Raw genomic sequence first — 25,380 nt, forward strand, 5'->3', positions numbered from 1 at the left:
TCCATGCGTTTTAAAGTGATTATTTAGCCCAGAGAAGGCAGGCCTAAAGCAATTACTAGGTCAAAAGTTTGACCGTAAAGCCGATTCAGCTATGACAAAATTAAAAGGGTAGATAATTAATCCGTGTGAAGTGATGATGATTAGGTTCTTGAATGAACCTTGAAGCATTTGACTATAGTTACCTTTTGGGATAGGTTAGTATTCATATGACGACAAAGATAATGCACAAAATGAAAAAACAAAAAAAAGTTTTGTAATTATTTAATTTTTTACTATGTAAAGGAAAAATCACAAAAAAGGATACTGAATATCCCCCAAATACAAGCCATCTGGTGGCGCACTGGTCGCTTTTTTTAAGCGCGTTTGTTCGTTCATTGCGGAACGGAGTTCGTCCAGACTGATCTGGCCAGTCCCAACCCCAATACACATCCCAACAATCAGGCGCACCATACCGCGCAAAAAACGATTAGAAGTAATGTGAAACACCGCTCCCTGACCATCTGCATCAAAGATCCATTCCGCGCGGGTCAATTGACAAATCATGGTTTTGGCATCGTGGTTGCTTTTACAAAAAGGTGCAAATTCGCTGTAATCCAATAACAAGACCGCGGCGGCCTGCATCAATTCAAAGTCGGGCTGCTGCACAAAAGGATAGAAATAAGCCAGATGCTCCGCAAAAGGATTTTTGCGAAAGCTGAGGTGGTACTCGTAACTGCGCTGAAAAGCATCAAACCGCGCGTGGGCATCGGGATGCACCTCAAAAATGCGGAAAATGGCGATGTCTTTGGGCAGAAACTTATTGAGGCGGCGCTCAGATTCTACTGGAAATGAACCTTCAAAATCAAAATGGGCAAAATACTGCCTGGCATGCACGCCTGTATCGGTGCGGCCACAGCCGGTGATCTCTAATTCTGTACTCAGAATGGTGTTCATCCCGTCTTCCAGGGTTTGCTGCACGGAGGTTTTGCCGGGTTGGCGTTGCCACCCGAAGTAGTGGGTGCCATTGTAGGCGAGTTCGATGAAGTAGCGTGGCATGGCGGTTGATTGAAATCAAAACGGGAAGTGAAATTAAACATTTCCACTTCCCAGCGGGTAGAATTTGTCCGTCTTTTTTCTAATAATGGCATTGCCTGTTGCCACGCTTTTGACGTGGACGGGTATTGGCGTTTTTGATTGTATCTTGAAAAATTGAAATTATTCTGGCATCAAAAAGTCAAAATAATTATCTGGATTGATGTTTTGAAAACGGGCATCAGGATAGGTATTTGCAAAAGGTTTGGGCAAACGTCCAGTTTTTTTGGGGTTCCATTTGAATTCGTATGCATAGAGCTGACCATTGTATTCCTCCAAATAATCAAGTTCTTGCTGTTCAGTAGTGCGCCAAAAGTAACTGTTGCGAAAATAGCCATTGTGTAGGTTGCGTTTTCTGCGTTCACTCACCAGGAAATTCTCCCAAAGCGCCCCAACATCTTGTCTTAGTTCTAGCGGCTGGAATGCCCCAATGAGCGCATTGCGAATGCCATTGTCATAAAAAAAGATTTTACGACTGCGTTTGAGTTCGGTACGGAGATTACGGCTAAACCCACTCAATCTGAATATCACAAAGGTTTTTTCCAAAAGATCTAGATAGCGTTGTATCGTAGTGTGGTCTACACCAATAATGTCGGACAACCCGTGGTAAGATACCTCTGACCCGAGTTGGAGTGCTAGTGCTTTGAGTAGCATTTCCAGAATTTCTGGCTTCCTTAGGTCAATAAACGAAAAAACATCTTTGTATAAATAACTGGTACTTAACGAATTTAGTAATTCTATTTCATCTTCAGGGTTCATTACTATTTCAGGGTACATTCCAAAAATTAATCGTCGATGCAAGTTGTTTCGTTCCTCCCACGCACCATGATGCTCGGCTAGCTCTTGAGTAGAAAACGGCAACAGCATGTATTCCCATTTGCGTCCTGTAAGTGGTTCATTGATGCTATTGGACAATTCAAAAGCCGAGGAACCGCTGACCATCAACTGAATGTTTGGAAAGTTATCAGTGGCAATTTTGAGTAAAATACCAATGTCTTTCACTCTTTGTGCTTCATCAATCAGGATCATTTCAGCACTGCCAAAAAGGTCTCCCATTTGGCTGACTGTTTCTATCTTTTCTAATTCTGAGCGGGTTCTGGGTGCATCACAGTCCAGCCATAAGCTTTTCAGTGGCGAAGTTTTTGCAATTTCTTTAAGTATGGTTGATTTACCAGATTGGCGAGGTCCCAAGATGAGTATGGCTTTTCCAGTACTCAGTTTGGTTTTTATTTTTGTCAAGAGTGTTCGCTCTATGATCATTTTTTCCTATTTTTAAGGGTATAGTCTCAAAAATAGGTACTTTTTTTGAGACTGTACCTTTAAAAATAGGAAAAAATTCGACATTTCACATCAGGGTTGGATCGGGTTATTGGATGCTTATCTTTTGTTGTGGTCTATTGATTGTTCCAAAACCTCTCTAACAAATTCCTTTCCTTTGGCTATGGCATTATTACCACCTATTATATCATAAATAAATACAGTTTCAATTGCTTCGTGAAGCAACTCAGGTTTAATAAAGCAATCAGGAAGCTTGGTCTAAAAAAATAGGAAGTAAAACCACCGCCTTACTTCCCGTTTTATATTTTTATCCAAAATTTTTCAACCTTATGCTGCTTTCAACTGTCCCAATTTCGACCTACTCAATTTCTCCAGCGCGTAATCGGCATCGATGACCAATTTCCGTACATCTGGAGTAGATGGCAATTCAAACATAGCATCGGTCATGATGGCTTCGCAAATGGAGCGTAAGCCACGGGCACCCAAATTGAATTCCAGGGCTTTGGTCGCGATGAATTCGATGGCATCTTCGGCAAAGGTCACTTCGATTCCCTCCAACTGGAACAACTTCTGGTATTGGCGCAGCAGTGAGTTTCGGGGTTCTCCCAAAATGCGTTTGAGCGTAGGCAAATCCAGTGGATCCAGGTAAGTAAGCACGGGCAAGCGACCAATCAGTTCTGGAATTAAACCAAAACCTTTCAAATCCTGGTGCGTAATGTATTGTAGTAGGTTGTCGCGGTCGATGCGTTCTTTTTCGCTGGCTTTGAAACCAATCACCTGGGTGTTGACCCGGCGGGCAATGATTTTTTCAATGCCATCGAAAGCGCCCCCACAGATGAAAAGGATGTTTTCGGTATTGACTTTAACCAGTTTTTGCTCGGGATGCTTGCGGCCACCCTGGGGCGGTACGTTTACATCGGTGCCTTCCAGCATTTTGAGCAGGGCTTGTTGTACCCCTTCGCCCGATACATCGCGGGTAATGGAGGGGTTATCGCCTTTGCGGGCAATTTTATCAATCTCGTCAATGTATACAATGCCACGTTCGGCAGCAGATACGTCGTAGTCGCATACCTGAAGCAAGCGACTAAGGATACTTTCTACGTCTTCGCCCACATAACCAGCCTCGGTAAACACGGTTGCGTCTACAATGGCAAAAGGTACATTGAGGTATTTTGCTATCGTTTTGGCCAAGAGGGTTTTGCCTGTTCCCGTGCGTCCAACGAGTACGATATTGGATTTTTCAATCTCTACATCATCCGTGTTGGGTTGCCCCAGGCGTTTGTAATGATTGTAAACTGCAACGGAGAGGAATTTTTTGGCATCATCCTGGCCAATCACGTATTGATCCAGGTGAACCTTGATGTCGCGGGGCGTAACAGACGGATTGAACTGAAAATGACTGCTGCCTTTTTCTTTTGGTGCCGGTGTTTCGGCGTTGGGATTTTTGCGATCGTAAAGCTCTTCCTGAATAATATCGTAAGCTTGTTCTACACAAACCTCACAAATGTGCGCATTGATGCCCGCAATAAGCATTTGCGTTTCGGATTTATCCCGACCACAGAAGGAACAATTATACGTTTGTCTGCCTTTGTTGCGCATTTTCATCACTGATTAGTTTCGGAGCGCGAATCGTATCGCGCTCCAAAACTAAAATTAAGAATTATTCCGCGGATTATTGCGTACCAATACTTCATCAATCAAACCATACTCTTTTGCCTCGGTAGAAGTCATCCAGTTGTCGCGATCGCAATCCTGATTGATCTTCTCGTAAGTCTGGCCAGTATGTTGAGCCATAATCTCGTAAAGCTCGCGCTGATTCTCTTTGATCAACTTGTAGTAGATCTCCATCTCGGTAACCTGGCCTTGCATGCCACCAAGAGGTTGGTGAATCATCACACGGCTATGGTTAAGAGCAGAACGTTTGCCTTTGGTACCAGCACACAACAGCACTGCGCCCATAGAGGCAGCAATACCTGTACAAATCGTGGCGATATCCGGCTGAACGTACTGCATGGTATCGTACATTCCCAAACCAGCAAAAACAGACCCACCGGGGCTGTTGATGAACATTTGCACATCACGCTTGGGGTCGGTAGATTCCAGAAACAACAGTTGAGCTTGAATGACGTTGGCTACATAATCAGTAACTTGTACGCCCAGAAAGATGATGCGGTCCATCATCAAACGGGAGAAAACATCCATTCCCACTATATTCATCTGACGCTCTTCGATCACCTGTGGCGTGAAAGCCTGGATGTTGGGGTAAGCGTAGGCGGTAGATAATTCCGCGTACTTTTCAAGGTGCATGCTACTCATACCAAGGTGCTTGGTAGCATACTTCATAAATTCATCCTTGTGAAACATAGTTTATGATTTTTTCAGGATATAACATCGCCCAACAAACAAGAGTTGAACCTAGGCTTATATTTCGTATTTGTAAATACGATTCAAAAGCCCGAAAAGCGGCAATACCGGCCTTCCGGGCTTCTGAGTGGCTTATTTATTCTTCTTCAAAATCATCATCATCCCCATCGCCCAACAGATCAGCCGCAGCTTGTTGCGCCTGAGCCTCGGCTTGGGCCTGGCGGATGATTTCGAGGAATTCTTCTTCGGGAACGGGCTTGAGGTTGAGGGTCACAATCGCATTGATTGCTGCTTGCAACTTATCAAGCATTACTTCATCCCCGGCTTGATCAACTTGCTTTTCGTCCTGCATCAACCGGTCTACCATTCCGTTGATCATGCTCATGTCACTGAGCTGACCACCAAAATAAGAGAGTACCCGATTGGCAAAGTAATTTTTCAGGTCTTCTTCCGTTACCTGAATCCCAAATTGACGGGCGGCCTTGTTGCGGATCAAAGACCACTCCAAGCTTTTGGCAAACGCTTCAAAGCCATCTTCCACGCTTTCTGGCGTTGCTTTTTCGTTGGAAGTCAAAATCCAGCGCTTCAAAAATGCTTCGGGTAAAGGCAATTGGTTTTCAGCCAACAATCTTTCCTGAATATCGCGAAACAGCAGCGCGTTGGCTTGCTGGTCGAAAAACTGACCATAATCTTTCCGAATCGCTTCGCGGGCTTCTTCTTCGGTACTTACACGACCTTCGCCAAAGTAGGTGTTGTAAAATTCCTCACCCATCTCCGCTGGTTCGATCCGGCTGGCTTCTTCGATGGTGATTTGGTATACCCGTTCGGTGATTTCCCGGTCATCTTCTTTTTCAAGTCCGAGGAAATAACGGCGTACGAAAGCCTCGTCGCGGTCTTTTTCCAACTCGAAAACGTCCATTTTGAGGGTATCCCCAACTTTGTGTCCCGTCAAAATGGCTTTGGCGCCGTCTTCGGCATTGTCGAGCAACAAACTGAAATTATTTTGGATGCCCGCTTCCTTGACGGTGTCCGCTTCCAACTCAGCCAATTGAAGTTTGACCATGTCTTCTGCAAAAATCTCCGCTTCGGATACCACCCGTTTGCCAAAACGCTTGCGCGCTTTCACCAACTCTTCATCGACCCGTTCATCGCCAATTTCAACTGCATACTTTTCGTACTCGCTGGCGGCGTCGATGCCTTTGATTTCAAATTCAGGGGCAATGCCCAAATCGAATTTGAACGTATAATCCTGAACTTGAAGCGGATCGAGGTCTACTTCTGGATGATTTTCAGAAGGCATGGGTTGACCCAGTACTTCCAGTTTATTTTCGATGATGTAATCGTAAAGCTGGCGCTGCAAAGAATCATTTACAATGTCTGCCAACAAGCCTTTTCCATAAAGCTTGCGCAACATGGCATCTGGTGTTTTCCCTTTGCGGAAACCCTTCATCTGCGCTTTCTCACGGTATTTACTGAGTTCGGTTTTCAGTTTGTTTTCTACTTCCGCTTTTTCCAAAACAATGGTGAGTACGGAATTTAGATTGTCGATTTCCTCTCTGACAACATTCGGCATAATCGCAATAGATTTATAGAAATTCAAAAAAGTGAGCAGGTAAAAAGAAATGTAAAATCAAAAATAGCATTGTCATCAGGAGAAGCCACTGAGCTTTCCTTACAACAATGCTAAAAGTTAACTCCATGCAGTCAGCAATTTTGCTTCGCAATACGTTATATATAATGTGCGGGTAGAGGGACTCGAACCCCCACGCCTTGCGGCACCAGATCCTAAGTCTGGCACGTCTACCAATTTCGCCATACCCGCTGACTGGATTTAGGTAACGCAAAAAAAATTAACTTCCCGATTTTGGGTTTTGAATAGGAAGTCGAACGCTTCATTTCAAGTGAGCTTCCTATTCAAAACCCTCTAAAAAAATCGGGAAGTAATTTTTTGCGTCATTCTAAGTGCAAAAACACCTAAAAAAGCATTTTTTAAACACTACGCCCTCCTTTGGGCATCCCTTTTTAAAAAAGCGTTGCAAAGATAAAATCTTTTTTGTAATTTCAGTGATTCAGACTCGAATATTTGTTTTTGAAACCGGGTACAAGGGGCTAAATTTTTTATTAACTTTGTAAACTTGGCTTAAGCGAGAATTTTGAGTATTCCCATGAATAGAAAACCAGAAAAAAGAGGCCACTATGGCAGAGCTACTGACAATTCAGGATGAGGAAAAGAAGCTGATTCAAGATGCTTATCGGCAGTTGCTGCGGTCGATCAAATCCGATATGGATGAAGACGACCGCAAGATGATCCGCAAAGCTTATGAAATAGCGGTGCAGGCTCATTCCGAGCAACGACGCAAATCGGGTGAACCTTACATTTTACACCCCATCGCCGTTGCACGCATTTGTGCTGAAGAAATCGGGCTGGGGCCCACCGCAATTGCTTGTGCCTTGTTGCACGATGTGGTAGAAGATACCGACATTACCCTGGATGAAATTGAGCTGGATTTTGGACACCGGGTGCGCAAGATTGTAGATGGATTGACCAAACTGGACAACGCCTACAATGCCGAAAGCCCTCAAGCCGAAAACTTCAAGAAGGTACTTTCCACCCTGGTGGAAGATGTACGCGTCGTGCTGATCAAAATGGCCGATCGTTTGCACAACATGCGTACCCTCGGCTCGATGCCCCGCCACAAACAATTGAAGATTGCGGCAGAAACGAGTTACATGTATGCGCCTTTGGCTCACCGCCTCGGGCTCTACAACATCAAAACGGAGTTTCAGGATCTCTGCATGAAGATCATCGATCCAGAAAATTACCGCCAGGTTGCCGAAAAACTCAAAGAAACCAAACGCGACCGGGAGCAGTACATTCAAGAGTTTATAGCCCCCTTGAAGCAAAAACTGGAAGAGGCCAAAATCAAAGCACAGGTTTTGGGTCGCCCCAAATCCATTTATTCTATCTGGAATAAGCTGAATACCAAAAAAGTACCTTTTGAAGAAATCTATGACCTGTTTGCCATTCGGATTGTAGTGGATGCCCCCCCAGAAAAAGAAAAGCTCAAATGCTGGCAGGCGTATTCCATCGTAACGGATGTGCATACTCCCCTACCCGAACGCCTGAAAGACTGGATCACCATGCCCAAGTCCAATGGCTATGAGTCTTTACACACCACGGTGATCGGCCCGGGTGGACGCTATGTAGAGGTGCAAATTCGCACAGAGCGGATGAACGAAATCTCGGAACGGGGATACGCGGCGCACTGGAAGTACAAAGGGGTGAGCAACCAACCCGACGTGTATGAGCGTTGGCTGGACAGTGTACGCGAGGTGCTGGATGATCCCAACAGCGATGCCATTGAGTTCATGACCGACTTCAAGAACAACAGCTTGTTTCAGGAGGAGGTTTATGTATATACGCCCAAAGGCGATATGAAAATGCTGCCCAAAGGCGCCACCGCACTGGATTTCGCGTTCAACATCCACACCGATATTGGTTACCACTGTATCTCCATCAAGGTAAACAACAAGTTGGTGCCCATGGGGTACAAACTCATCAGTGGCGATCAGGTTCAGGTTTTTACCAGCAAAAATCAAAAACCGACCGAAGACTGGCTCAAAATGGTAGCCACTGGCAAGGCCAAAGCCAAAATCCGCTCGGTAATGAAAGAGGAGCGTCGCCGCAAAGGGGAAATTGGCAAAGAAGCCCTCGAGCGCAAATTGCGCAACCTCAAAGTGGATTTTGAAGAAAGTGTGGAAACGCTGACTAAGTATTACAGCCTGGGTTCAAAAATAGATTTGTACTACATGCTGGCCATCGAAGACAAAACGATACCTGAAATTTTTCGCAAATTCAAGGTCGAGCACAGCAAGCTGGTTGAAATCGAAACCGAAATCCATAAGCCCTTAACGGAATCAACGGAGGTTCAGCAAGAGCAATTGCAATTGCGCAAACCAGGCGTAAAAGCCCGCTTGTTGATCAATGGCGAGCCTGCCGAGCGGTTTGAATTCACCTTTGCCACTTGTTGCAACCCCGTGCAAGGCGATGATATTTTTGCGTACCTGACAGCCAGCGCTGGTTTAAAAATTCACCGCTCCAAATGCCCAAATGCACTACATTTGATGGCGCAGTACGGCTATCGCGTCATGAAGGCAGAATGGGTCATCACCAACGATGTCAGTTTTCTGGCTGAACTCAAAATCATCGGAATTGATGAAGGCGTTGGGGTGATCGAACGCTTGACCCACCAGCTTTCCACGCAGTTGGGACTCAACATCCGCAAGTTTAGCATCGAAGGCGATGAAGGCTATTTTGAAGGAACCGTAAAATTAATGGTGAAAAATACGGAACAGTTGGAGCGCGCGATTCAAGAATTGCAAAACCTGGAGAATATTTCAACTGTTACTAGGGTGAGCTAGTTTGGTTTTGAGTTTTAGGTTACCCACATTTTTTCTCAAAAAAGCAAAAAATCGGGGGCAACTTAAAACTCTAAGCCCAAAAATTAAAACAAAAAAAATGTCCGACAACAAACTTGACGATATTATCCGCGAAGTAAAGAGTATTTTCTCGGCGCATCTGGAACAACACGCCCTGCGGAAAACGCCGGAACGCTACGTTATATTAGAAGAGATCTACAAGCGCAACGATCACTTTGATGCCGATGGATTGTACATCCACATGACCAATCAAAACTACCGGGTAAGCCGCGCCACTGTGTACAACACCCTGGAATTACTGGTCAATTGTGATTTGGTGAAAAAGCACCAGTTTGGCAAAAATCTGGCTCAGTACGAAAAATCATACGGTTACAAGCAACACGACCACCTGATTTGCGTGGATTGTGGAAAAGTATTGGAGTTTTGTGACCCCCGCATCCAAAACATCAAAAATATGATGGGCGAATTGCTCAAATTCAGAGTCATGCACCACTCGCTCAATTTGTACGGGCATTGTGAAGGAGCTTGTGAGCGTACTGCAGCAAAGCCGAAAGAAGAGAATTCATGAAGTTGAATTTTGCACCATTGGTCTTTTTAAGAAGGAGTTATGAATTGAGTTTTTATATTTTTTCGTTTATGCTTGCAGCTTCGCTGCTCCCGTTTCCACCACCTAAGGCACCTCAGACACCTTAGATTCACCTTAGAAACCATAACTTAGGTGAGACTTAGGTGTCTGAGGTGCCTTAGGTGGTGGAAAAAAAAATTCAAAGCCCATATGATCCCATACCTCGACCTGTCGCCCGAAGTTTCTTCAGCGCTACGCTCCAAACAACCCGTGGTAGCGCTGGAAAGCACCATCATTTCACATGGAATGCCCTATCCCCGCAACGTAGAAACAGCCTGGCAGGTTGAAGAGATCGTACGCAAAAACGGGGCCATTCCGGCCACCATCGCCATCATCAATGGCCGCATGAAGGCGGGTTTGAACAAACAAGAAATCAACAACCTGGGAAAATTGGGTACTTCGGTACTCAAGGTGAGCCGCCGCGATCTGCCCGTAGTGATCGGACAGGGCAAAAACGGCGCAACCACCGTGGCTGCCACGATGATCATCGCCGATTTGGCGGGCATTCCGGTTTTTGCCACTGGAGGCATTGGGGGGGTACACCGCGGTGCAGCCGAAACCATGGATGTATCCGCAGATTTGCAAGAGCTGGCGCGTACCAGTGTAGCCGTGGTTTGTGCTGGTGCCAAATCCATTCTCGATCTGGGACTTACCCTGGAATACCTCGAAACCCAGGGCGTTCCAGTACTGGGTTACCAAACCGAAGATTTTCCTGCTTTTTTTACCCGACACAGTGGTTTTCGGGTAGACCAATCCATTGATTCGGCGGAAGAACTGGCCAATATCCTGACCATCAAATGGCAATTGGGATTGAAAGGTGGTGTGGTGATTGCCAACCCGATTCCTGCACAATTCCAGATGGAATACGCCCCTATTGAGCTGGCTATTCAGCAAGCTTTGGGGGAAGCAAATGGCCAAAATATAAAAGGAAAAGACATCACTCCGTTTTTGCTGGCGCGGATCGAACAGATTACGGGCGGAAAAAGCCTGGATGCCAATATCGAGCTGGTATTCAGCAATGCCCGATTGGCGGCGCAAATTGCATCGTACCTGCGGTGAAAAAAACGGGAGAAAAGTCAACTTCTTCTCCCGTTCAGTATGTCTTAATACGCTTTAGCAAAAAGCACCCTGCGCTGTGAAGGCTTGCCCGTGAGGACACAAACCCCATCTTCGGCTACTGCATCGAGCGGGATGCAGCGGATGGTTGCTTTGGTCAATTCCTTAATTTTCTCTTCGGTTTCGGTTGTACCATCCCAATGCGCAGAAATGAATCCGGGAATGTCGCGGTTGAGGACTTCTTCAAATTCAACGAAGTTCTCTACTTTGGTGATGTGCTGATCCCGCATGGCCTTAGCCCGATTGAACAGATTATCTTGGATATCTACCAATAACGCTTCGATGTAATTTTCAATACCTTCCAGCGGTTGCTGAGATTTTTCTTTGGTATCCCGGCGGGCCACCTCGACCTGCCCGTTGGCCAAATCGCGTTCGCCAATGGCCAAACGTACGGGGATGCCGTGCAATTCGTGCTCGGCAAACTTGAAGCCAGGTCGGTTTTTCATGTCCTTGTCGTACTTGACCCGAATGCCCTTGGCCTTGAATGCAGTCATGATTTGTTGCACCACTTCGTCAATGACCGGAGTAGGTTTTGGAATTGGAATGATCACCACCTGGGTAGGCGCCAATTTGGGTGGCACCACCAGGCCGTCGTCGTCAGAGTGCGTCATGATCAAGGCCCCCATCAAACGGGTGGATACGCCCCAAGAAGTAGCCCAAACGAATTCTTGCTGGTTGTTTTCGTTGAGGAATTTCACCTCAAAGGCCTTGGCAAAGTTTTGGCCCAAAAAGTGGGAAGTACCCGCCTGCAATGCCTTGCCATCCTGCATCAAAGCCTCGATGCAATAAGTTTCTTCTGCACCAGCGAAGCGTTCGTTGGCCGTCTTGATGCCCCGAATGACCGGCATGGCCATGAATTCTTCCGCAAAAGTGGTGTAAATGTCCAGAATGCGAAGGGTTTCTTCAACCGCTTCTTCTTTGGTGGCATGGGCGGTATGCCCTTCCTGCCAAAGAAATTCAGTGGTGCGCAAAAACAAGCGCGTGCGCATTTCCCAACGCACTACGTTGGCCCATTGATTGATGAGCAAAGGCAGATCGCGGTAAGAGTTGATCCAGGTGCGGTAGGTATCCCAAATAATGGTTTCAGAAGTAGGACGTACGATGAGTTCCTCTTCCAGTTTTGCATCAGGATCCACGATGATGCCACTGCCATCAGGCGCATTCATCAGGCGGTGGTGGGTCACTACCGCGCATTCTTTGGCAAAGCCGTCAACGTGTTGGGCTTCTTTGCTCAAAAAACTTTTCGGGATGAACAAAGGAAAGTATGCATTGACGTGTCCGGTTTCTTTGAACATTTTGTCCAACTGATCCCGAATGTTTTCCCAGATCGCAAAGCCATACGGTTTGATCACCATACATCCGCGCACTGCCGAGTTGTCGGCCAGGTTGGCTCGTTTCACAATGTCAATGTACCAGTCGGAATAGTTCTCGCTTCTTGAAGTAATTTCCTTTGCCATAATTTTTTGTAGTTTTAGAGTCTGGCTGTTTTGAGCATTTAGAAATTCTGTAATAATGCTGCAAATCGCTAAATTTCTGAATGCTAAACCACCAAATCCCTAATTTTAACACTTGTTAAAACGTCAAAAAATAACTTTAACGCCTTGAAAGTTACACTTTATCATTCTTTTAACAGCAAGTGTGGCGCAAAAGTAATAATTTCGATGTTGTAAATAACGTGACAATGACATCAATAATTCCGCAAGTTAAATTTTTGAATATGAAATTGCTGATGAAACTAACAACGCTGTTGTTGCTCTTCGGGATCAGTGCCACTAGCGCACTCGCGCAATATGACGACGTGTATTACGACCCGGAGCGAAACACCAATCGCAACACCACGGAACGCAAAGCAAATCCGGCGGTGTCTTCACAGACCTACAGCCAGAATTCCGATTCTGACCAGGCGTATGACGATGAAGATTACGACTATTTCTACACTTCCCGTATTCGCCGTTTTCACCGGCCATATACTGGATTTGGGTATTACGATCCCATCTATGTAGACGCGTATTACTATGATGCTTTCGCTCGCCCAGGTATTGCGACGCTGATCTATGACGATCCGTTTGGCTATTATGGTTGGAATCGTCTACAGCGCTGGAGCAGTTGGAACCGATTCAACTCTTTTGGATACGGTGGCTACTCCCCCTTTAACCGCTGGAATTCCTGGAATTCTTTTGATCCGTTTTGGGGAAACTCAGGATTTGGAATGGGATTTGGATTCAACCGTATGAATTCCTGGAACAATTGGGGATGGGGATCCCCTTACTGCGGAAACAACTGGTTCAACACGCCATCCTGGGGTAACAATTATTACTACAACAATAATAATTTTTACAACAACAACTACAACAGCAACCGCAACGACAACAACCGGGGCAATGTGTACTACGGCCCTCGCAATGGCGGTGGTGGCGTAGGTTCTCAGCCTGGCATCGACAATCCAAATGGTCGTTCGCCAAGATTTACCAACGAGCCTGACATCAAGTCGAATCCAGGTACTACACGCCCAGATTACAGCGGAGGCCGCAAATTGGAAGCATCACCCAGCTATGATCCGAACAGAACCGTGCCTGGAGCAAATCCACGTACCGTAACGCCTGATCAGGATCGCAATACGGTTGGTTCTCCCAACAATGCAGACCGTTACCGCGATGCTCGCGAAAACCTGAATCGCACAGATTACAATACCAACCGTACTCCGGGTGCTGTAGATCCATTCAGTGGAGGCCGTCGCCAGGACAATTTGGATCGTAGCTACTCAAATGACCGCTCAACCGTAAACCCTGAGCGTCGCGCTGGAGTGCAGGACAATGGCAATACCCGCTCATACAATACGCCAGAGCGCAGCTACAATGCCCCTCGCTCGACAGACAATGGTGGCATCGAACGTTCACGCAGTTATACGCCTGATCGTTCTTACGAGCGCAGCCGCGAGAATACTGCTCCAAGAAGCTATGATTCTCCACGCAACCAGCCTTCTCAAAACAATGGCTTTGATTCGAATCGTTCGTTTTCAAATCCGCGCAGTTTTGATAGTGGATCAGGCGGTGGCAATAGTCGCCCAAGTAGCCCTAGCCCAAGTCCTAGTGGTGGAGGCAACTCTTCTTCAGGAGGCAGAAGCAATTCTGGAGGCAGACAATAAGAGATCACCATCTGGTTAATTCTTGTTGATGAATTGCCCAGATGACATATTTTGGAGGTGGAGATCGGGTTCGCTGGTGTCCACCTTTTTTTATCCTCGGTTTTGAAAACGATAAATAAAAACCTTGCTATGAAGCGCAATTCGCAACCCCGCATTGTAGTGTGGAGCGTAGTTTTTTCGCTGATGACGATGGTCGCCGCTGCCCAGAATGTTGGCGACGCTGTACGCTATTCCCAGTTTGAATATGGTGGTACTGCCCGAAACGTAGGTGTAGGGAATACCATGAGTTCCATTGGTGCCGACCTATCGGCTGTGGTCAGTAACCCTGCTGGTTTGGGTATGTTTCGGCGTTCAGAATACACGGTTACGCCAAGCTTGTTGTCAAACAATACCAGCTCGCGCTTGCTCAGCGGCAAAGGCAACACCACAACCGCAGATACCCGCTCGGCTTTTAACATCCACAATTTTGGTGTCGTGTTTGTAACCCGCCCACGTTCTGCCAAATGGACCAACGTCAATTTTGGGATCACCATCAATCATTTGGCCAATTACAATCGAGCGTTTAATTTTCAAGGTCGCTCCAGAGGCTCTTTGTCACAGCGTTTTCAGGAATTGGCCAACGGCGGAGAAGGCATAGAGGGTTTTGAAACCAGCCTGGCCAATGAAGCCAGTTCCATTTATGATTTCGATCCTGCCAACGACGGCATTTACGAAGTGGATTATGATCTGAATCCTAAAGCGAATTTGCTGCGTGGACAAACCTTGTTTAGTCGGGGGTCTTTGTCAGAAATCGGTTTTTCTGTTGCTGGAAACTACAACGATAAATTCTCCATTGGTTTTTCCATGAATCTGCCTTCGACCACTTACTCTTCTGAAAAAATTTACACCGAAAAAGACGACAGTCTTGCTGCGGGAGGAGCGGTGCCTTATTTCACCGATCTGAAATACCAGGAAAACCTGCTGACCAGAGGCGTGGGCATCAATGCAAAATTGGGCATCATCTTCAAACCCAATCAAAACTTGCGCTTGTCGGCAGCAGTGCATACCCCCACGGTATTTGCATTCAACGACGACTACACCTATACCCTAGACAACAATTATTTTTCGGATCGCCGCGAGCAAGGGGATTTTTTGGGCAAACAAGCCGTTCGGGAAGGAACGTTTTCCTATACCCAAACCACTCCCTGGCGCATCATGGGCGGAGCGGGATTGATCATTGGCAAGCAGGGATTCATCAGTACCGAAATCGAGCATGTCAACTACAGCAGCAATAAATTCGGGTACAAAGATTATCAGGGTGCAGAAGATAAAGTGAATGGCGAGATCAGCAACCAACTGCAATCGGTAACCAATGTTCGCATTGGCGGAGAGCTGGTTTTTAGCGAATTGCGTATTCGTGCTGGATATGGCGTTTTGCCCTCAATATTTCAGAACGACGATAGCCGCAGCACCGTAATAAGTGCAGGCATAGGCTATCGCAAGGATGATTATTTTCTGGATTTGGCTTACCGCCGCACCACAACTACGGAAACATACTATCCATACCTTACGCAAAATGCGCCATTGCAAGAAGTGGAAAACAAATACACTTTTGGCAATGTGATTTTCACTTTAGGAGTGAAATTTTAATGCGAATAATAGGGTGGAATTAATCGCCGATTTTAAATGGGTCACGTATACTAAACTTTCAAAGTTTAGTATACGTCGAATCGCAATTGCTTTTTAACTGCACATCAATACCGTTCCCAGTCTATCAATTCCATTTTTTGTTTGGACAGCGCTTTCCCGTTGCGTTCCTGGATGCAATAGTTGCCGTTGCGCAGCACCTGGTACTTGTCTTTTTCTTCCCGCCAGGCACCCGACCAATATTCCCGACCATTGAGGGTATATACCTCCACATCCAGCAGTTGCAATCCTTGCTTGTTGAGTTCGTTATTTTTCAGGACAAACCCCTCACTGGTGAGGGATTTAAAAAACGCATGGCTGTCGTTGCCGGGTACAAATACTCCCGCCCACTGCCGTTTTTGTCCATTCCAATAGGTTTTGAAATCGGCCAGGCGTAGGCCTTTCTTGGCCAGGTCTTCATACTTTTTCTGAAACACTTCCGTGTCTTGATCCAGTATGAACGTAGCTTTAGGGGCATTTTGAGCGATGACTCCGGCCCACATTCTGCGGTCGCTGGCAATGTAGGTTTCAACGTCTACCAGGTGCCAGCCAGTTTTGGCCAGTGCGTTGACTTTTAGTAAGAAACTATCCGAACTTTGGTGGGTAATGAAGGCTGATTTGGCGGAGGTTTGATTGAACACGCCATCCCAGCGGCGCACGCTTTTTTTGTCGAGGTAAGAATCCGCATCGGTCAGGTTGTAGCCCAGTGCGCTGAGTTGTTTGGCCTCGGCCTGAAACTGACGGGTGGCATACCCTTTGCGGATCACTTGAGCTTGCTCTCCTTCCTGCCAGATACCGAGGTAATTGTAGGCAGATTTGGCTTTTTCGTTGCAATTGCGGATGAATTCTTTCGCCTCTACGTCTACTCCCAAAACTTTGAGTACCTGCTCTGCAATCAGTTCGGGTTCGGCCCATTCCGAATTGCACATTACGCCAACCCCGATTTTGAGTTCAGGGTACATAATGAAGATGGTACGGGTTTTATTTTGACTTCCAGAGTGGCCTACGCGGAAGGTTTTGCCCTCTCCGCGCACATCAAATCCATAAGCATAATCGGCGTCGGGCTGCTTGGTCCAGATTTGTTCGTAGCTTTCTTTTTTGAGCAATTTGCGTTCCATCAATGCTTTGATGTAATTGCCCAAATCGCCGATGGTAGATTGAAACCCCCCACCGGAGAGTTTCCAGCTCACATCATCGTCCTTGCGGGTTTGAATGTCGCAATCGTTGTCCAGGTAATACCCAGACACTTCATTGGGGTTGTTGTTGAATTGGTAATCCGGTTCGAGGGAGTTCATCTCAAACGGTTTGCGGATCTGCTCATTGACCAATTCAAGATACCCTTTGTTGAGGTTTTTTCGACCGATTTCGTCCAGGGCGGCACCTGCCAGGATGAAGCCGAAAGTAGAGTACAAAAACCGTTCCCCTGGCTGAAATTCCAAGGGAGCTTCCCTGAAAATATCGACTGTGGCTTTGGCATTGAAGGTGTCACGAGAGGGGTAACTCAACAGGCGTTTGCCCCATTGCGGGTAGGTTTTGCTCAAATCGGTGTAGTGCCCCAGTCCACTGCGGTTTTGCAAAAGGTATTTTAGTTTCACCATTGGGTAAGGGTAATCAGGGACATACATGGAAACCGAGTTTTCCAGATTGAGCAACTTTTCCTCCTGCATTTTAAAAGCCAACAATGCAGTGATTGATTTGGACATGGAGGCCCAACGAAAAACCGATTCGGTTGTGACCGGACGCAGGGTTTCCCAGTCGGCGTATCCAAAGCCCTTGCTGTAAATCACTTTTTCGTCCTTGACCACCGTAACGGCCATGCCGATTACCTCTTGCTCGCTGCGTTGCTGCTCAATAACGGTGTCTAAACGGAAAAACAGGGTGCTGTCTTTGGCAAACAATCTTATTTGTGCGTTGAGACTCAGCGAACAAATGAAAATGAAACAAAACAGAAAAGTGATTCTAGGGAGATAATGAAGGCAACTCATTGTTCGTTTGAATTTTGGATCAAAGGTACACAAGACTTAATAAGGAACGGAAACGAAGCATTGAGAATTTAGCGGTTTTCTTATTAGCTTTGATCCTACACTTTTGATTTTCTTATGCGACAGCTCGACAAGTTTCGAATTTACTACAACCATACCATTCATCCCGAGCTGATGCGGATGGAGCGCAAGCGGATCAGGCTGCTGCGTTTGCTGATTTTTTCCGGGGTGCTCTTGTTGACCGTAATCCTGTTTGAGTTTTATGTCAACATTCTGCTTTTCACCCTGGTATTGGCGATACCGATTGTGTTTTACCTGATTTTTTTGGGTTACCGCATTCGCCAATTTTTGCAAACCTTCAAGCCCCACATCATGAAGTTGGTGCTCAACTTTATGCAAGAAGAGCCCAATATTGGCCAATTGAAGTACGAACCCGAAAAATCGCTGTCAAAAGGTACTTTTTTTGCCAGTAAATTATTCGTTTGCAAGCCTGCTATTTTTGAGGGTGAAGACTTCATCAGCGGGCGCGTTGGAGAGATGGATTTTGAGCTTTGCGAGTTGAATGTAGAAGAGAATGCCGTTGTTGGAACTGGTTTGCAAAACGTATTCAAGGGTATTTTTTTGCACGCCATTTTCGCGGAGGAGACTTCCGGGCAAGTTGCTTGTTGGCCGCGGCACCTCAAGCAGTATTTTTTACGCTCTATCAAAGAATTTACCTGGCTGGATGCCTACAATACCGACGACGAAATCCTGTATGAGCCTTTTCGAGAGATGTTTGTTACCTATGCTGCATCCAATACGCATGTAGCGGGCATTCTTTCGGAACCAATGCAGGAAGCCATCGTAGCCTACTGCGAATTCACGGGCAAAGAGATGTATTTCTCCTTTTTGGGCAAGCACATTTTTTTGGCCGTTACCGAGCCGCGTGATTTGATGGAGCCTTACATTTGGCGCTCCAACCTCAGTTTTGAACTCATTCGCAGTTTTTTGGAGGATGTATCCCTCCTATTGGCCATTGTTGAAGACTTTGACAAAACACATTAAATGAAAAGTATATTCACCGCTGTTGTTTTTATCTGGGGATGTATTTCCATGGGACATTCCCAAACATCCAATGCCGTCATTCCCCAAGAGAAATCCCTGATCTGGGAAATCAAGGGGAAAAACCTGAATCAGGCTTCCTTTTTGTACGGAACGATCCACATGATCGGTAAGAAAGACTTTTTTTTGACCGAAGGCACCAAAAAATCTTTCGATCAAGCCAAACAAGTGGCTTTTGAGATCGACATGGAAGAAATGAACAATATCATGGCCTTGGTCCCGCTGTTGATGCAATCGTTTATGAAAAATGATACCACCCTCAAAGACCTCTTGACCAAGGAAGAATACACCCAGGTGGAAGCTCACTTTCAGCAAATCGGTATGCCCATGATGCTGTTGAACCGCATCAAACCCATGTTTCTCTCTGCCATGGATCCTGAATCAATGATGGGTAAAGGCGGGCAAAAAGAGGACATCGTATCTTACGAAATGGAGTTTTTGGAGATGGCTCAAAAACAGAAAAAAAACGTAGAAGGATTGGAAACAGCAGCTTTCCAAATGAGCATGTTCGATAGCATTCCCTACAAGGTACAGGCCAAAATGCTGTTGGAAAGCATCAAAGGAGGTGGCGAATCCAGTGATTCCCAATTTGCCGAAATGGTGGATTTGTACAAGCAACAAGACATCCAGGGCATGCAAGACATGGTAAATGATGAAGGCGGGACGGGCAATTACAACGACCTGTTACTCGTAAACCGCAACCGCAAATGGATCCCGGTTATGGAGAAAATGATGCAAGGTCAACCTACTTTTTTTGCGGTAGGCGCCGGGCATTTGGGCGGCGAGAAGGGCGTTATCGCACTCTTGAGAAAAGCTGGATATACCGTGGAACCAGTCAAATAAAATTACAGTACAAAAATCATCCTTAAGGCTTGATTTCGCTCAATGCCGTTTTTTTTATCTTCTGGTAATTTAGACGTTGAAACCAATTCAGGTTCGTCAAAATTACAGCAGCTATGTCCGTACCAACAGCATTGGAGAACGTTAAGTCAGTAGTTCAGCCCTTTGAAGTCAACTACTTGCTTGCAGCTTTGGAAATGGGGAAGGCAGATGAGTCGGTACTGCGTTTTTTGCAATTCATGACGAAGCTCCTGCCCACTAAATCCGTTACTTTTTTGCACGTACTGCCCAAACTGGATTTGTATTTCACCGACATTGGGCAGAACATGCAAAATTTAATGAAAAGCTTCGATCACCAGGACGAGATCGTTGAAGAAATGCGCCTGAAGGTAGCTGGATACCTGGATGCTGAAGATGGCCCATTGGTGCACTTTTCTACCAAAAATGGCAATCCGCTGGAAGAAGTATTGCAGGAAGCCAGAATCTCAGGAGCAGATCTTTTGGTAGTTGGCCAGCGTTCGGGCAGCGGCAACCATGGTATCCTGGCACGCAACCTTGTCCGGAAGTCGAGCGGCAATACCTTGATCATCCCAGAAAAAAGCCAGGCTTCGCTCAAAACCATTGTGGTACCTGTCGATTTTTCGCCACATTCGTTGCGTTCCCTTGAGTTGGCCGTCGGGATCAATCGGAGTTTGGAGGAAAAAGCCAAAATCATCTGCGTCAATGTATTTGAATTGCCTGCCGTGTTTTCCTATAAAGTACGCCACTCCTATGAAGCCCTCAAGCAGTTGATGGAAGAAGACCGCATGGCCGCTTTCAAGGATTTTCTCAGCCCATTCGCGAACGATAAAGAACATATTGAGATGGCTTTGATTGAGCAGGGATACGGAAACATTGGTGCTTTTCTGTACCAGTTTTGCGAAGACCATCATGCCGATTTGATTGTGGTGGGCGCAAAAGGGCATTCCAAAGTGCAACTGTTGCTCTTGGGCAGCGTAACCGAAAAACTACTGACCCTCAATCAAAATATTCCTACCCTGGTCGTAAAGTAGGTGGTAATATTAATTAGACCTGTTGGTTTTTCCTGTGTAAGCCCCTACATTTACGGAAAAATTGACGTTATGCGCTTTTCGATTGCTTGTGCCAGTACGCTGTTGATCCTGATTTGCTTGATTACGAGCTGTAAAAATGACAAACCTAACCTCGCCGCCAACCTGGACGCCACCGATTGGGACTTTTTCATGATTGAAACCAATGGCAAAAAAGAATCAGCTCCTGCCGGGTTAAAAATCAACATGGCTTTTTTGGAAGGTAAATTGACCGGAAAAGCGACTTGTAATACCTATTCAGCAGAATATTCCATCGACAAGGATGAAATAAAAGTAGGACAAGTAATTGCCACCGAAAAGTTTTGCGACAATGAAAACTGGGATGCCCGCTTTGTAAGCGCCATCAAGAAGGCCGCAACCTGTAACTTATCGGATGAAATCCTCAGTATAATTTGTACAGATGGTACCAAACTGAGTTTCAGCAAAAGAACCCTGGCCAGCATTACGGGCAGCGAAAGTGCAGGTGTGGCCGATATATCCGAGCTACTCAATCTGTTTTCAGATTTGAAACCCAATCAATTGCACTTGTACAGCATCCTGATAGGTACCAACATCGATGTTTACCCTTTTGTGGGAGAAACCATCACGCCCAATATGTACGAACTGTTCGATGCTTCGAGTACTTCAATTTTCCGCCAGGCTACTCAATTGGGTGCCTATGCCATCGGAAAACTGGACGACATGTACATCCTTCGAGTGCCCGGCAACAAAGGTTCCAACTCCATCACCTTGTATACCCTCAAAGACGGCAAATTGCAAGTAGAAATGCCCCTTGCTCTGGCCAACGACGATCCATCGGTAAACATCCAACAAGATGCCTGGTTAAAAGACCTTGACCGGGATGGGAATGCAGAAATCATCGTACGCCAAATCAGCGCGCCTCAAGGCCAACTCGGACAAGAAGTGATTCGGGTTTTTGTCAAAGCTGCGGATGGATCTTACCAACCTTCGCCTACCTTGCGGGCAGAAAAGGCGGATTACCCGTTGGAAAAATTGAAGTAAGGGAGCAAATAAAAATACACTCAAGTTATTGCTGCTGTTGCTCTACATCGATCAGGTCAAATAAGGTATCGACTACGCCTTCGATGTCCGAGTTGTCAAACTCGTACCGCTCTTCTCTGGGGGCATCAATCCGCCACTGCTTTTGGCTGCGCAGCAGGACAAAGTCAGTCTTGTAAGTTTCGTATTGGTCTTTGCACCGGCACTTGCAAAAAGCGGAATCGCCTTTGGTGCGGCATTTGATGGACAAAAAAACGGTAGTTAATTGGGTAGAATCTGCCGATTCGGACTCCATCATCCTGGCTAGATCGGTTAGGCGTTTTTGCTCCGCAGTGGTACTCAGGAGTTTGGCCTCTGCAAATCTGTTTTGGTCGTAATAAGCCTGGTAGGCTTTGACCACCTCTTCTGGTGTTTTGGGGAGTTCTGCTTGTTTTGTACAAGCTGCCAGCACGACAACAGCCGTGCACAGCAGAATGATTATGTATTTCATCGACGGTTTGTTGGGTATACGTTTTTGTGATGAGTACAACTTAATTGCTCAACATCACCGGCATTACAAGCATCAGGATGTCTTCGCCAGGTACTTCTTCTACGGGCAGCAGGATGCCTGCACGGGTAGACGTAGACAACTCCATGCGCACTTCATCCGACTCCAATACGTTCAACATTTCCAGCAAAAACTTAGCGTTGAAACCGATCATCAGTGAATCACCATCGTAGGTGCAGCTTAGTTTTTCTGTAGCTTCGTTGGAAAAATCGAGGTCTTGGGCAGAAACAATCAAAGTACCGGGCGTTACATTCAAGATCACCTGATTGGTGGTTTTGTTGGCATAAATGGCAATCCGCTTTAGGGAACTGGCGAAATCAGCCCGTGAAATGGTCAACAAATTGGGATTGTCGGCAGGAATGACAGCGTGATAATCAGGGTAACGCGAATCGATCAGGCGGCAAGCCAATTGGGTATTGCCAAAAGAAAAGAACGCGTTGGCTTTATTGAATGACATTTTGACCTCTTCACCGCTGGGCAAAACGTTTTTGATCAGGTTTAGTGCTTTTTTGGGTAAAATGAATGAAGTACTTACCTCACTGTTCAAATCGGTGAAAGTGTAACGCACCAACTTGTGGGCATCGGTAGCCACCATTGTGATCTTGCTGAAATCTATCTGAAAATACACCCCCATCATGGCCAGGCGCAACTCGTCATTGCTGGTGGCAAACAGGGTTTTGTTGACGCCCTGAATCAGTGCGTTGGAAGGCAACGTAATCGTATCGTCTTCTGCTTCCGGCTCAGGAATAGCCGGAAAATCCTGGCCATTTTCACCCGAAAGTCGGTATTTGCCATAAGCCGACGTGATTTCGATGGCAAACGTATTCTCGTCAATCGAAAAAGTGATGGGCTGCTGGGGCAGTGCCTTGAGCGTATCCAGCAGGATTTTGGCAGGTACTGCCACCATTCCGTCTGAATCTGCTACTACGTCCATTTGGGTCGTAATGGCAGTGTCCAAATCGGTTGCCGAAATGGTGAGCTTGTTTTCCGCAATGTTGAACAGGAAATCCTCCAAAATGGGTAAAACTGGATTGGAACCAATCGAACCTGCAGCAACTTGCAACTGCTTCAATAATTCTGATGATGATACGCTGAACTTCATAAAGTGTAGGCCTTTTTCCGGGTAAGTTACTTAGGTTAAAAGACAAAAGTAACGCTTATCCCGGACTTTTTGCCAGCAAATAATTAACACTTTGTGGAAAACGCAGGGTCTCCAGGTGGATATTTGACAAATAAAAGTAGAAAACCAGACCAGAGGTTGCCCTCATGGCTACAAATTTTCTATTTTTTTCAGCAATGCCTTGGTCTCGGAGGCGTCCTCCCCGGTTTCATTGGCCTTTTCAATGGCTTTTAGCGCATAGACTTTAGCTTGTTCTTTATTGCCCAATTTGAAACAGAGGGCAGCGGCAGTGTCATTGTATTGAAACATGTCTTTGATCGCAACGGCTTTCAATGCCCAGGAAAGTGCTTTTTCTAAATACACTTTGTCTTTCGTTTCTTCGTAAAAAGCGAGGGCGACATTGTTGTATAGATGGCCGCTAAAGCAAGGGTACTGGTCAAAATATCGGGTTGCATTGATCAGTAGCTCGGAGCTGTTTTTTTTCATCATGTTCTGATTGATCTTAAACAAAAGCCAGTATTGATCAAATAAGTCAGCGGGCAAATATTTGAGTCCGTATGCTTTGGCCAGCGTAAGATCAAAGTCCCGTTGCTCGTAATTGTAGGAATAAAGACTCATGCTGTTCATAACCACCTCGTCAATCAGGTTGAATATTTTGGCCTCGCTATAAGCTTCGATGAAGTCCTTTTTGTGTTTCAGCAAGAAGGGAAAGGTACTTTGCTCGGAAGATTTTAAGCCCATCAACAGGATTTCCATGTTCTCCTTGCTGAGCCAGTTTTCCTGGGTAGAAAAATAAGCCTCATATACGCTGCCCAGCAAGTCGTAGTCGGTCAAATCCATGGCCATTAGAGTCAGCCTTTTGAGCAATTCCGGAGATCGGTCGCCCTGGAAAAATCGGTTTTTCAATGGAAAAAACTGGTGCGCTGTATCTGTACTGTTTGCGCCCATCGCTGCAAATTGTTCCATGGTCATCTTTCCCATTGCACGATGTACTAGCTCACCTTTCCCATCAATAAACAGGTAACTTGGATAGGCCATAATGCCGTATTTATTGGCAAAGTCATTGGCCTCGGCCTTGTCCATGTCCAACTGAACATTGATGTATTTGCCGTTGTAGACCGCTCCCGATTGCTCGGCGGGATATATCTTTTTTTGCATATCCTCACAATTGTGACAGGATAAGGAATAGGCCACTACAAATATCAGTTTGTTTTCGCTTTGGGCTTTGTCCAGAATGGTTGACCAACTATTTTCAGCTGACTCAAATTGAATGCCTTGTGCAAAACCAGTGTGAAGCAGTAAAAAGCTCAACAGCGCAAAAAACGACCTTTTCATATTTCATGGATTTTTGAAAGAGGGCTGAGTAACTCGATGCTGCTCAGCCCTCCGATGGAGGTTGTGATTATTTGAAGTCTCTACACAAAGGTTTATTAAACGCTTTTACAACATTGGCTACGCCAGTTGGATCGAGGTCTTCCCAACTGAATTCACCAGTCAATTGCGCTTCATAAACTGTAGAAGCAGCATTTTCAGCAGCAGTTTCGAGCAACTCCTTGCCCATTTCCTTTGCTTTACGGATCATTTGGCTCTTGATGCTTGCTTTGGCAATGGTTTTGGCACTGGTCACTGCTGCGGATTTAGCCACGGCAGAACCGCCACCTGACAGGGCAATGCCAGCAATATTGGCTACCATTTCGAGGGGAGTCGTCACCTGGCTCACTACGGCCTTTATGCAAGCATTAGAAGAGCGAGCACAACCGGCAGCACACCGAGCAGGGAAAACATTGGGGCACTGGTTGGCCCAGCACACGGGGCCTACGCCATTAAATCCAGCGGGACATGGTACATAACACAGGCCCGCCTGGTTTACTTTCCCTGCGGGGCAGTTCTTGGGCACAGTGCCAGCACCCCTGCCATAACTTGGCTTTGTACAAGACACCCCAATGTCTACAAATCCAGCAGGGCATACCGGGCTACA

At 46.1% G+C, this 25,380-nt stretch carries 19 protein-coding genes, 1 tRNA gene and 1 pseudogene; 9 read left to right on the plus strand and 12 right to left on the minus strand.

Translation table 11 applies throughout. The features are described 5' to 3' along the window. Positions 1 to 288: 288 nt before the first annotated feature. The 6 genes from truA to ABW391_RS21920 all read right to left on the minus strand — a co-directional run bounded on the left by truA (position 289) and on the right by ABW391_RS21920 (position 6,535). Positions 289 to 1,035, minus strand: coding sequence for a tRNA pseudouridine(38-40) synthase TruA (gene truA / locus ABW391_RS21895; RefSeq protein ID WP_353484053.1), 747 nt, complete (start codon positions 1,033 to 1,035; stop codon positions 289 to 291). Between the two features lie 159 nt (positions 1,036 to 1,194). After that, positions 1,195 to 2,331 carry an ATP-binding protein gene (locus tag ABW391_RS21900; protein ID WP_353484054.1) on the minus strand — a complete coding sequence of 379 codons (1,137 nt, stop codon included), beginning with the start codon at positions 2,329 to 2,331 and terminating at the stop codon, positions 1,195 to 1,197. Positions 2,332 to 2,676: 345 nt separating this feature from the next. Then, positions 2,677 to 3,954, minus strand: a complete 1,278-nt coding sequence (gene clpX / locus ABW391_RS21905) for an ATP-dependent Clp protease ATP-binding subunit ClpX (RefSeq protein ID WP_353484055.1) — start codon at positions 3,952 to 3,954, stop codon at positions 2,677 to 2,679. A gap of 48 nt (positions 3,955 to 4,002) precedes the next feature. After that, entirely contained in the window at positions 4,003 to 4,713 is a 711-nt protein-coding gene (locus ABW391_RS21910) for a ClpP family protease (protein ID WP_353484056.1), read from the minus strand. A gap of 136 nt (positions 4,714 to 4,849) precedes the next feature. Then, the gene (gene tig, locus ABW391_RS21915) at positions 4,850 to 6,286 is read right to left on the minus strand and encodes a trigger factor (RefSeq protein ID WP_353484057.1); all 1,437 of its coding nucleotides are present in this window, start codon (positions 6,284 to 6,286) and stop codon (positions 4,850 to 4,852) included. A 167-nt stretch (positions 6,287 to 6,453) separates the two neighbouring features. Beyond that, positions 6,454 to 6,535 (minus strand) — tRNA-Leu (locus tag ABW391_RS21920). A 374-nt stretch (positions 6,536 to 6,909) separates the two neighbouring features. Here ABW391_RS21920 and ABW391_RS21925 point away from each other — a divergent pair. The 3 genes from ABW391_RS21925 to ABW391_RS21935 all read left to right on the plus strand — a co-directional run bounded on the left by ABW391_RS21925 (position 6,910) and on the right by ABW391_RS21935 (position 10,837). Further along, positions 6,910 to 9,135, plus strand: a complete 2,226-nt coding sequence (locus ABW391_RS21925) for a RelA/SpoT family protein (protein WP_353484058.1) — start codon at positions 6,910 to 6,912, stop codon at positions 9,133 to 9,135. Positions 9,136 to 9,232: 97 nt separating this feature from the next. Beyond that, complete coding sequence (locus ABW391_RS21930) at positions 9,233 to 9,721, plus strand: Fur family transcriptional regulator (protein WP_353484059.1); 489 nt, start codon at positions 9,233 to 9,235, stop codon at positions 9,719 to 9,721. Positions 9,722 to 9,928: 207 nt separating this feature from the next. Beyond that, on the plus strand, positions 9,929 to 10,837 hold the full coding sequence (locus ABW391_RS21935) for a pseudouridine-5'-phosphate glycosidase (RefSeq protein WP_353484060.1): 909 nt from the start codon (positions 9,929 to 9,931) through the stop codon (positions 10,835 to 10,837). A gap of 44 nt (positions 10,838 to 10,881) precedes the next feature. Here the strand turns inward: ABW391_RS21935 and proS are convergent, their stop codons facing one another. Further along, the gene (proS, locus tag ABW391_RS21940) at positions 10,882 to 12,351 is read right to left on the minus strand and encodes a proline--tRNA ligase (protein ID WP_353484061.1); all 1,470 of its coding nucleotides are present in this window, start codon (positions 12,349 to 12,351) and stop codon (positions 10,882 to 10,884) included. Between the two features lie 260 nt (positions 12,352 to 12,611). Between proS and ABW391_RS21945 the strand changes: the two genes are divergently transcribed. Next, positions 12,612 to 14,039, plus strand: a complete 1,428-nt coding sequence (locus ABW391_RS21945) for a hypothetical protein (RefSeq protein WP_353484062.1) — start codon at positions 12,612 to 12,614, stop codon at positions 14,037 to 14,039. A gap of 129 nt (positions 14,040 to 14,168) precedes the next feature. After that, positions 14,169 to 15,668 carry an OmpP1/FadL family transporter gene (locus ABW391_RS21950; RefSeq protein ID WP_353484063.1) on the plus strand — a complete coding sequence of 500 codons (1,500 nt, stop codon included), beginning with the start codon at positions 14,169 to 14,171 and terminating at the stop codon, positions 15,666 to 15,668. Positions 15,669 to 15,772: 104 nt separating this feature from the next. On the opposite strand, the gene ABW391_RS21955 is transcribed toward ABW391_RS21950, so the two are convergent. Further along, the gene (locus tag ABW391_RS21955) at positions 15,773 to 17,689 is read right to left on the minus strand and encodes a serine hydrolase domain-containing protein (RefSeq protein WP_353484064.1); all 1,917 of its coding nucleotides are present in this window, start codon (positions 17,687 to 17,689) and stop codon (positions 15,773 to 15,775) included. Positions 17,690 to 17,803: 114 nt separating this feature from the next. Here ABW391_RS21955 and ABW391_RS21960 point away from each other — a divergent pair, with 114 nt between their 5' ends. From ABW391_RS21960 to ABW391_RS21975, 4 genes are all read left to right on the plus strand, one after another. After that, a complete protein-coding gene (locus ABW391_RS21960) occupies positions 17,804 to 18,730 on the plus strand; it encodes a DUF3137 domain-containing protein (RefSeq protein ID WP_353484065.1) in 927 nt (308 codons plus the stop codon). Then, positions 18,731 to 19,630, plus strand: coding sequence for a TraB/GumN family protein (locus ABW391_RS21965; protein WP_353484066.1), 900 nt, complete (start codon positions 18,731 to 18,733; stop codon positions 19,628 to 19,630). A gap of 113 nt (positions 19,631 to 19,743) precedes the next feature. Further along, positions 19,744 to 20,679 carry a universal stress protein gene (locus ABW391_RS21970; protein WP_353484067.1) on the plus strand — a complete coding sequence of 312 codons (936 nt, stop codon included), beginning with the start codon at positions 19,744 to 19,746 and terminating at the stop codon, positions 20,677 to 20,679. A gap of 69 nt (positions 20,680 to 20,748) precedes the next feature. Then, complete coding sequence (locus ABW391_RS21975) at positions 20,749 to 21,738, plus strand: META domain-containing protein (protein WP_353484068.1); 990 nt, start codon at positions 20,749 to 20,751, stop codon at positions 21,736 to 21,738. 25 nt (positions 21,739 to 21,763) lie between these two features. Here the strand turns inward: ABW391_RS21975 and ABW391_RS21980 are convergent, their stop codons facing one another. The 4 genes and pseudogenes from ABW391_RS21980 to ABW391_RS21995 all read right to left on the minus strand — a co-directional run. Further along, positions 21,764 to 22,225: a hypothetical protein gene (locus ABW391_RS21980; RefSeq protein WP_353484069.1), complete on the minus strand. Its 462-nt coding sequence runs from the start codon at positions 22,223 to 22,225 to the stop codon at positions 21,764 to 21,766. Between the two features lie 40 nt (positions 22,226 to 22,265). Beyond that, positions 22,266 to 23,384 (minus strand): DNA polymerase III subunit beta, encoded by a 1,119-nt coding sequence (dnaN, locus tag ABW391_RS21985; RefSeq protein ID WP_353484070.1) that lies wholly within the window; start codon positions 23,382 to 23,384, stop codon positions 22,266 to 22,268. A gap of 168 nt (positions 23,385 to 23,552) precedes the next feature. Beyond that, positions 23,553 to 24,737, minus strand: a complete 1,185-nt coding sequence (locus tag ABW391_RS21990) for a thioredoxin fold domain-containing protein (RefSeq protein WP_353484071.1) — start codon at positions 24,735 to 24,737, stop codon at positions 23,553 to 23,555. Positions 24,738 to 24,804: 67 nt separating this feature from the next. Continuing rightward, a pseudogene (locus ABW391_RS21995) lies at positions 24,805 to 25,380 on the minus strand (hypothetical protein); the annotation flags it as partial.

The organism is Haliscomenobacter sp. (genome assembly GCF_040403615.1).
GTDB lineage: Bacteria > Bacteroidota > Bacteroidia > Chitinophagales > Saprospiraceae > Haliscomenobacter.

Excerpts from the sequence above, each read along its gene's own strand:
- ABW391_RS21925 (WP_353484058.1), top strand. The coding sequence starts at position 6,910 with ATGGCAGAGCTACTGACAATTCAGGATGAGGAAAAGAAGCTGATTCAA.
- proS (WP_353484061.1), bottom strand. The coding sequence starts at position 12,351 with ATGGCAAAGGAAATTACTTCAAGAAGCGAGAACTATTCCGACTGGTAC.
- ABW391_RS21955 (WP_353484064.1), bottom strand. The coding sequence starts at position 17,689 with ATGAGTTGCCTTCATTATCTCCCTAGAATCACTTTTCTGTTTTGTTTC.
- ABW391_RS21970 (WP_353484067.1), top strand. The coding sequence starts at position 19,744 with ATGTCCGTACCAACAGCATTGGAGAACGTTAAGTCAGTAGTTCAGCCC.
- ABW391_RS21935 (WP_353484060.1), top strand. The coding sequence starts at position 9,929 with ATGATCCCATACCTCGACCTGTCGCCCGAAGTTTCTTCAGCGCTACGC.
- ABW391_RS21910 (WP_353484056.1), bottom strand. The coding sequence starts at position 4,713 with ATGTTTCACAAGGATGAATTTATGAAGTATGCTACCAAGCACCTTGGT.
- ABW391_RS21950 (WP_353484063.1), top strand. The coding sequence starts at position 14,169 with ATGAAGCGCAATTCGCAACCCCGCATTGTAGTGTGGAGCGTAGTTTTT.
- ABW391_RS21960 (WP_353484065.1), top strand. The coding sequence starts at position 17,804 with ATGCGACAGCTCGACAAGTTTCGAATTTACTACAACCATACCATTCAT.
- tig (WP_353484057.1), bottom strand. The coding sequence starts at position 6,286 with ATGCCGAATGTTGTCAGAGAGGAAATCGACAATCTAAATTCCGTACTC.
- dnaN (WP_353484070.1), bottom strand. The coding sequence starts at position 23,384 with ATGAAGTTCAGCGTATCATCATCAGAATTATTGAAGCAGTTGCAAGTT.
- ABW391_RS21990 (WP_353484071.1), bottom strand. The coding sequence starts at position 24,737 with ATGAAAAGGTCGTTTTTTGCGCTGTTGAGCTTTTTACTGCTTCACACT.
- ABW391_RS21975 (WP_353484068.1), top strand. The coding sequence starts at position 20,749 with ATGCGCTTTTCGATTGCTTGTGCCAGTACGCTGTTGATCCTGATTTGC.
- ABW391_RS21945 (WP_353484062.1), top strand. The coding sequence starts at position 12,612 with ATGAAATTGCTGATGAAACTAACAACGCTGTTGTTGCTCTTCGGGATC.
- ABW391_RS21900 (WP_353484054.1), bottom strand. The coding sequence starts at position 2,331 with ATGATCATAGAGCGAACACTCTTGACAAAAATAAAAACCAAACTGAGT.
- clpX (WP_353484055.1), bottom strand. The coding sequence starts at position 3,954 with ATGAAAATGCGCAACAAAGGCAGACAAACGTATAATTGTTCCTTCTGT.
- ABW391_RS21930 (WP_353484059.1), top strand. The coding sequence starts at position 9,233 with ATGTCCGACAACAAACTTGACGATATTATCCGCGAAGTAAAGAGTATT.
- ABW391_RS21980 (WP_353484069.1), bottom strand. The coding sequence starts at position 22,225 with ATGAAATACATAATCATTCTGCTGTGCACGGCTGTTGTCGTGCTGGCA.
- truA (WP_353484053.1), bottom strand. The coding sequence starts at position 1,035 with ATGCCACGCTACTTCATCGAACTCGCCTACAATGGCACCCACTACTTC.
- ABW391_RS21965 (WP_353484066.1), top strand. The coding sequence starts at position 18,731 with ATGAAAAGTATATTCACCGCTGTTGTTTTTATCTGGGGATGTATTTCC.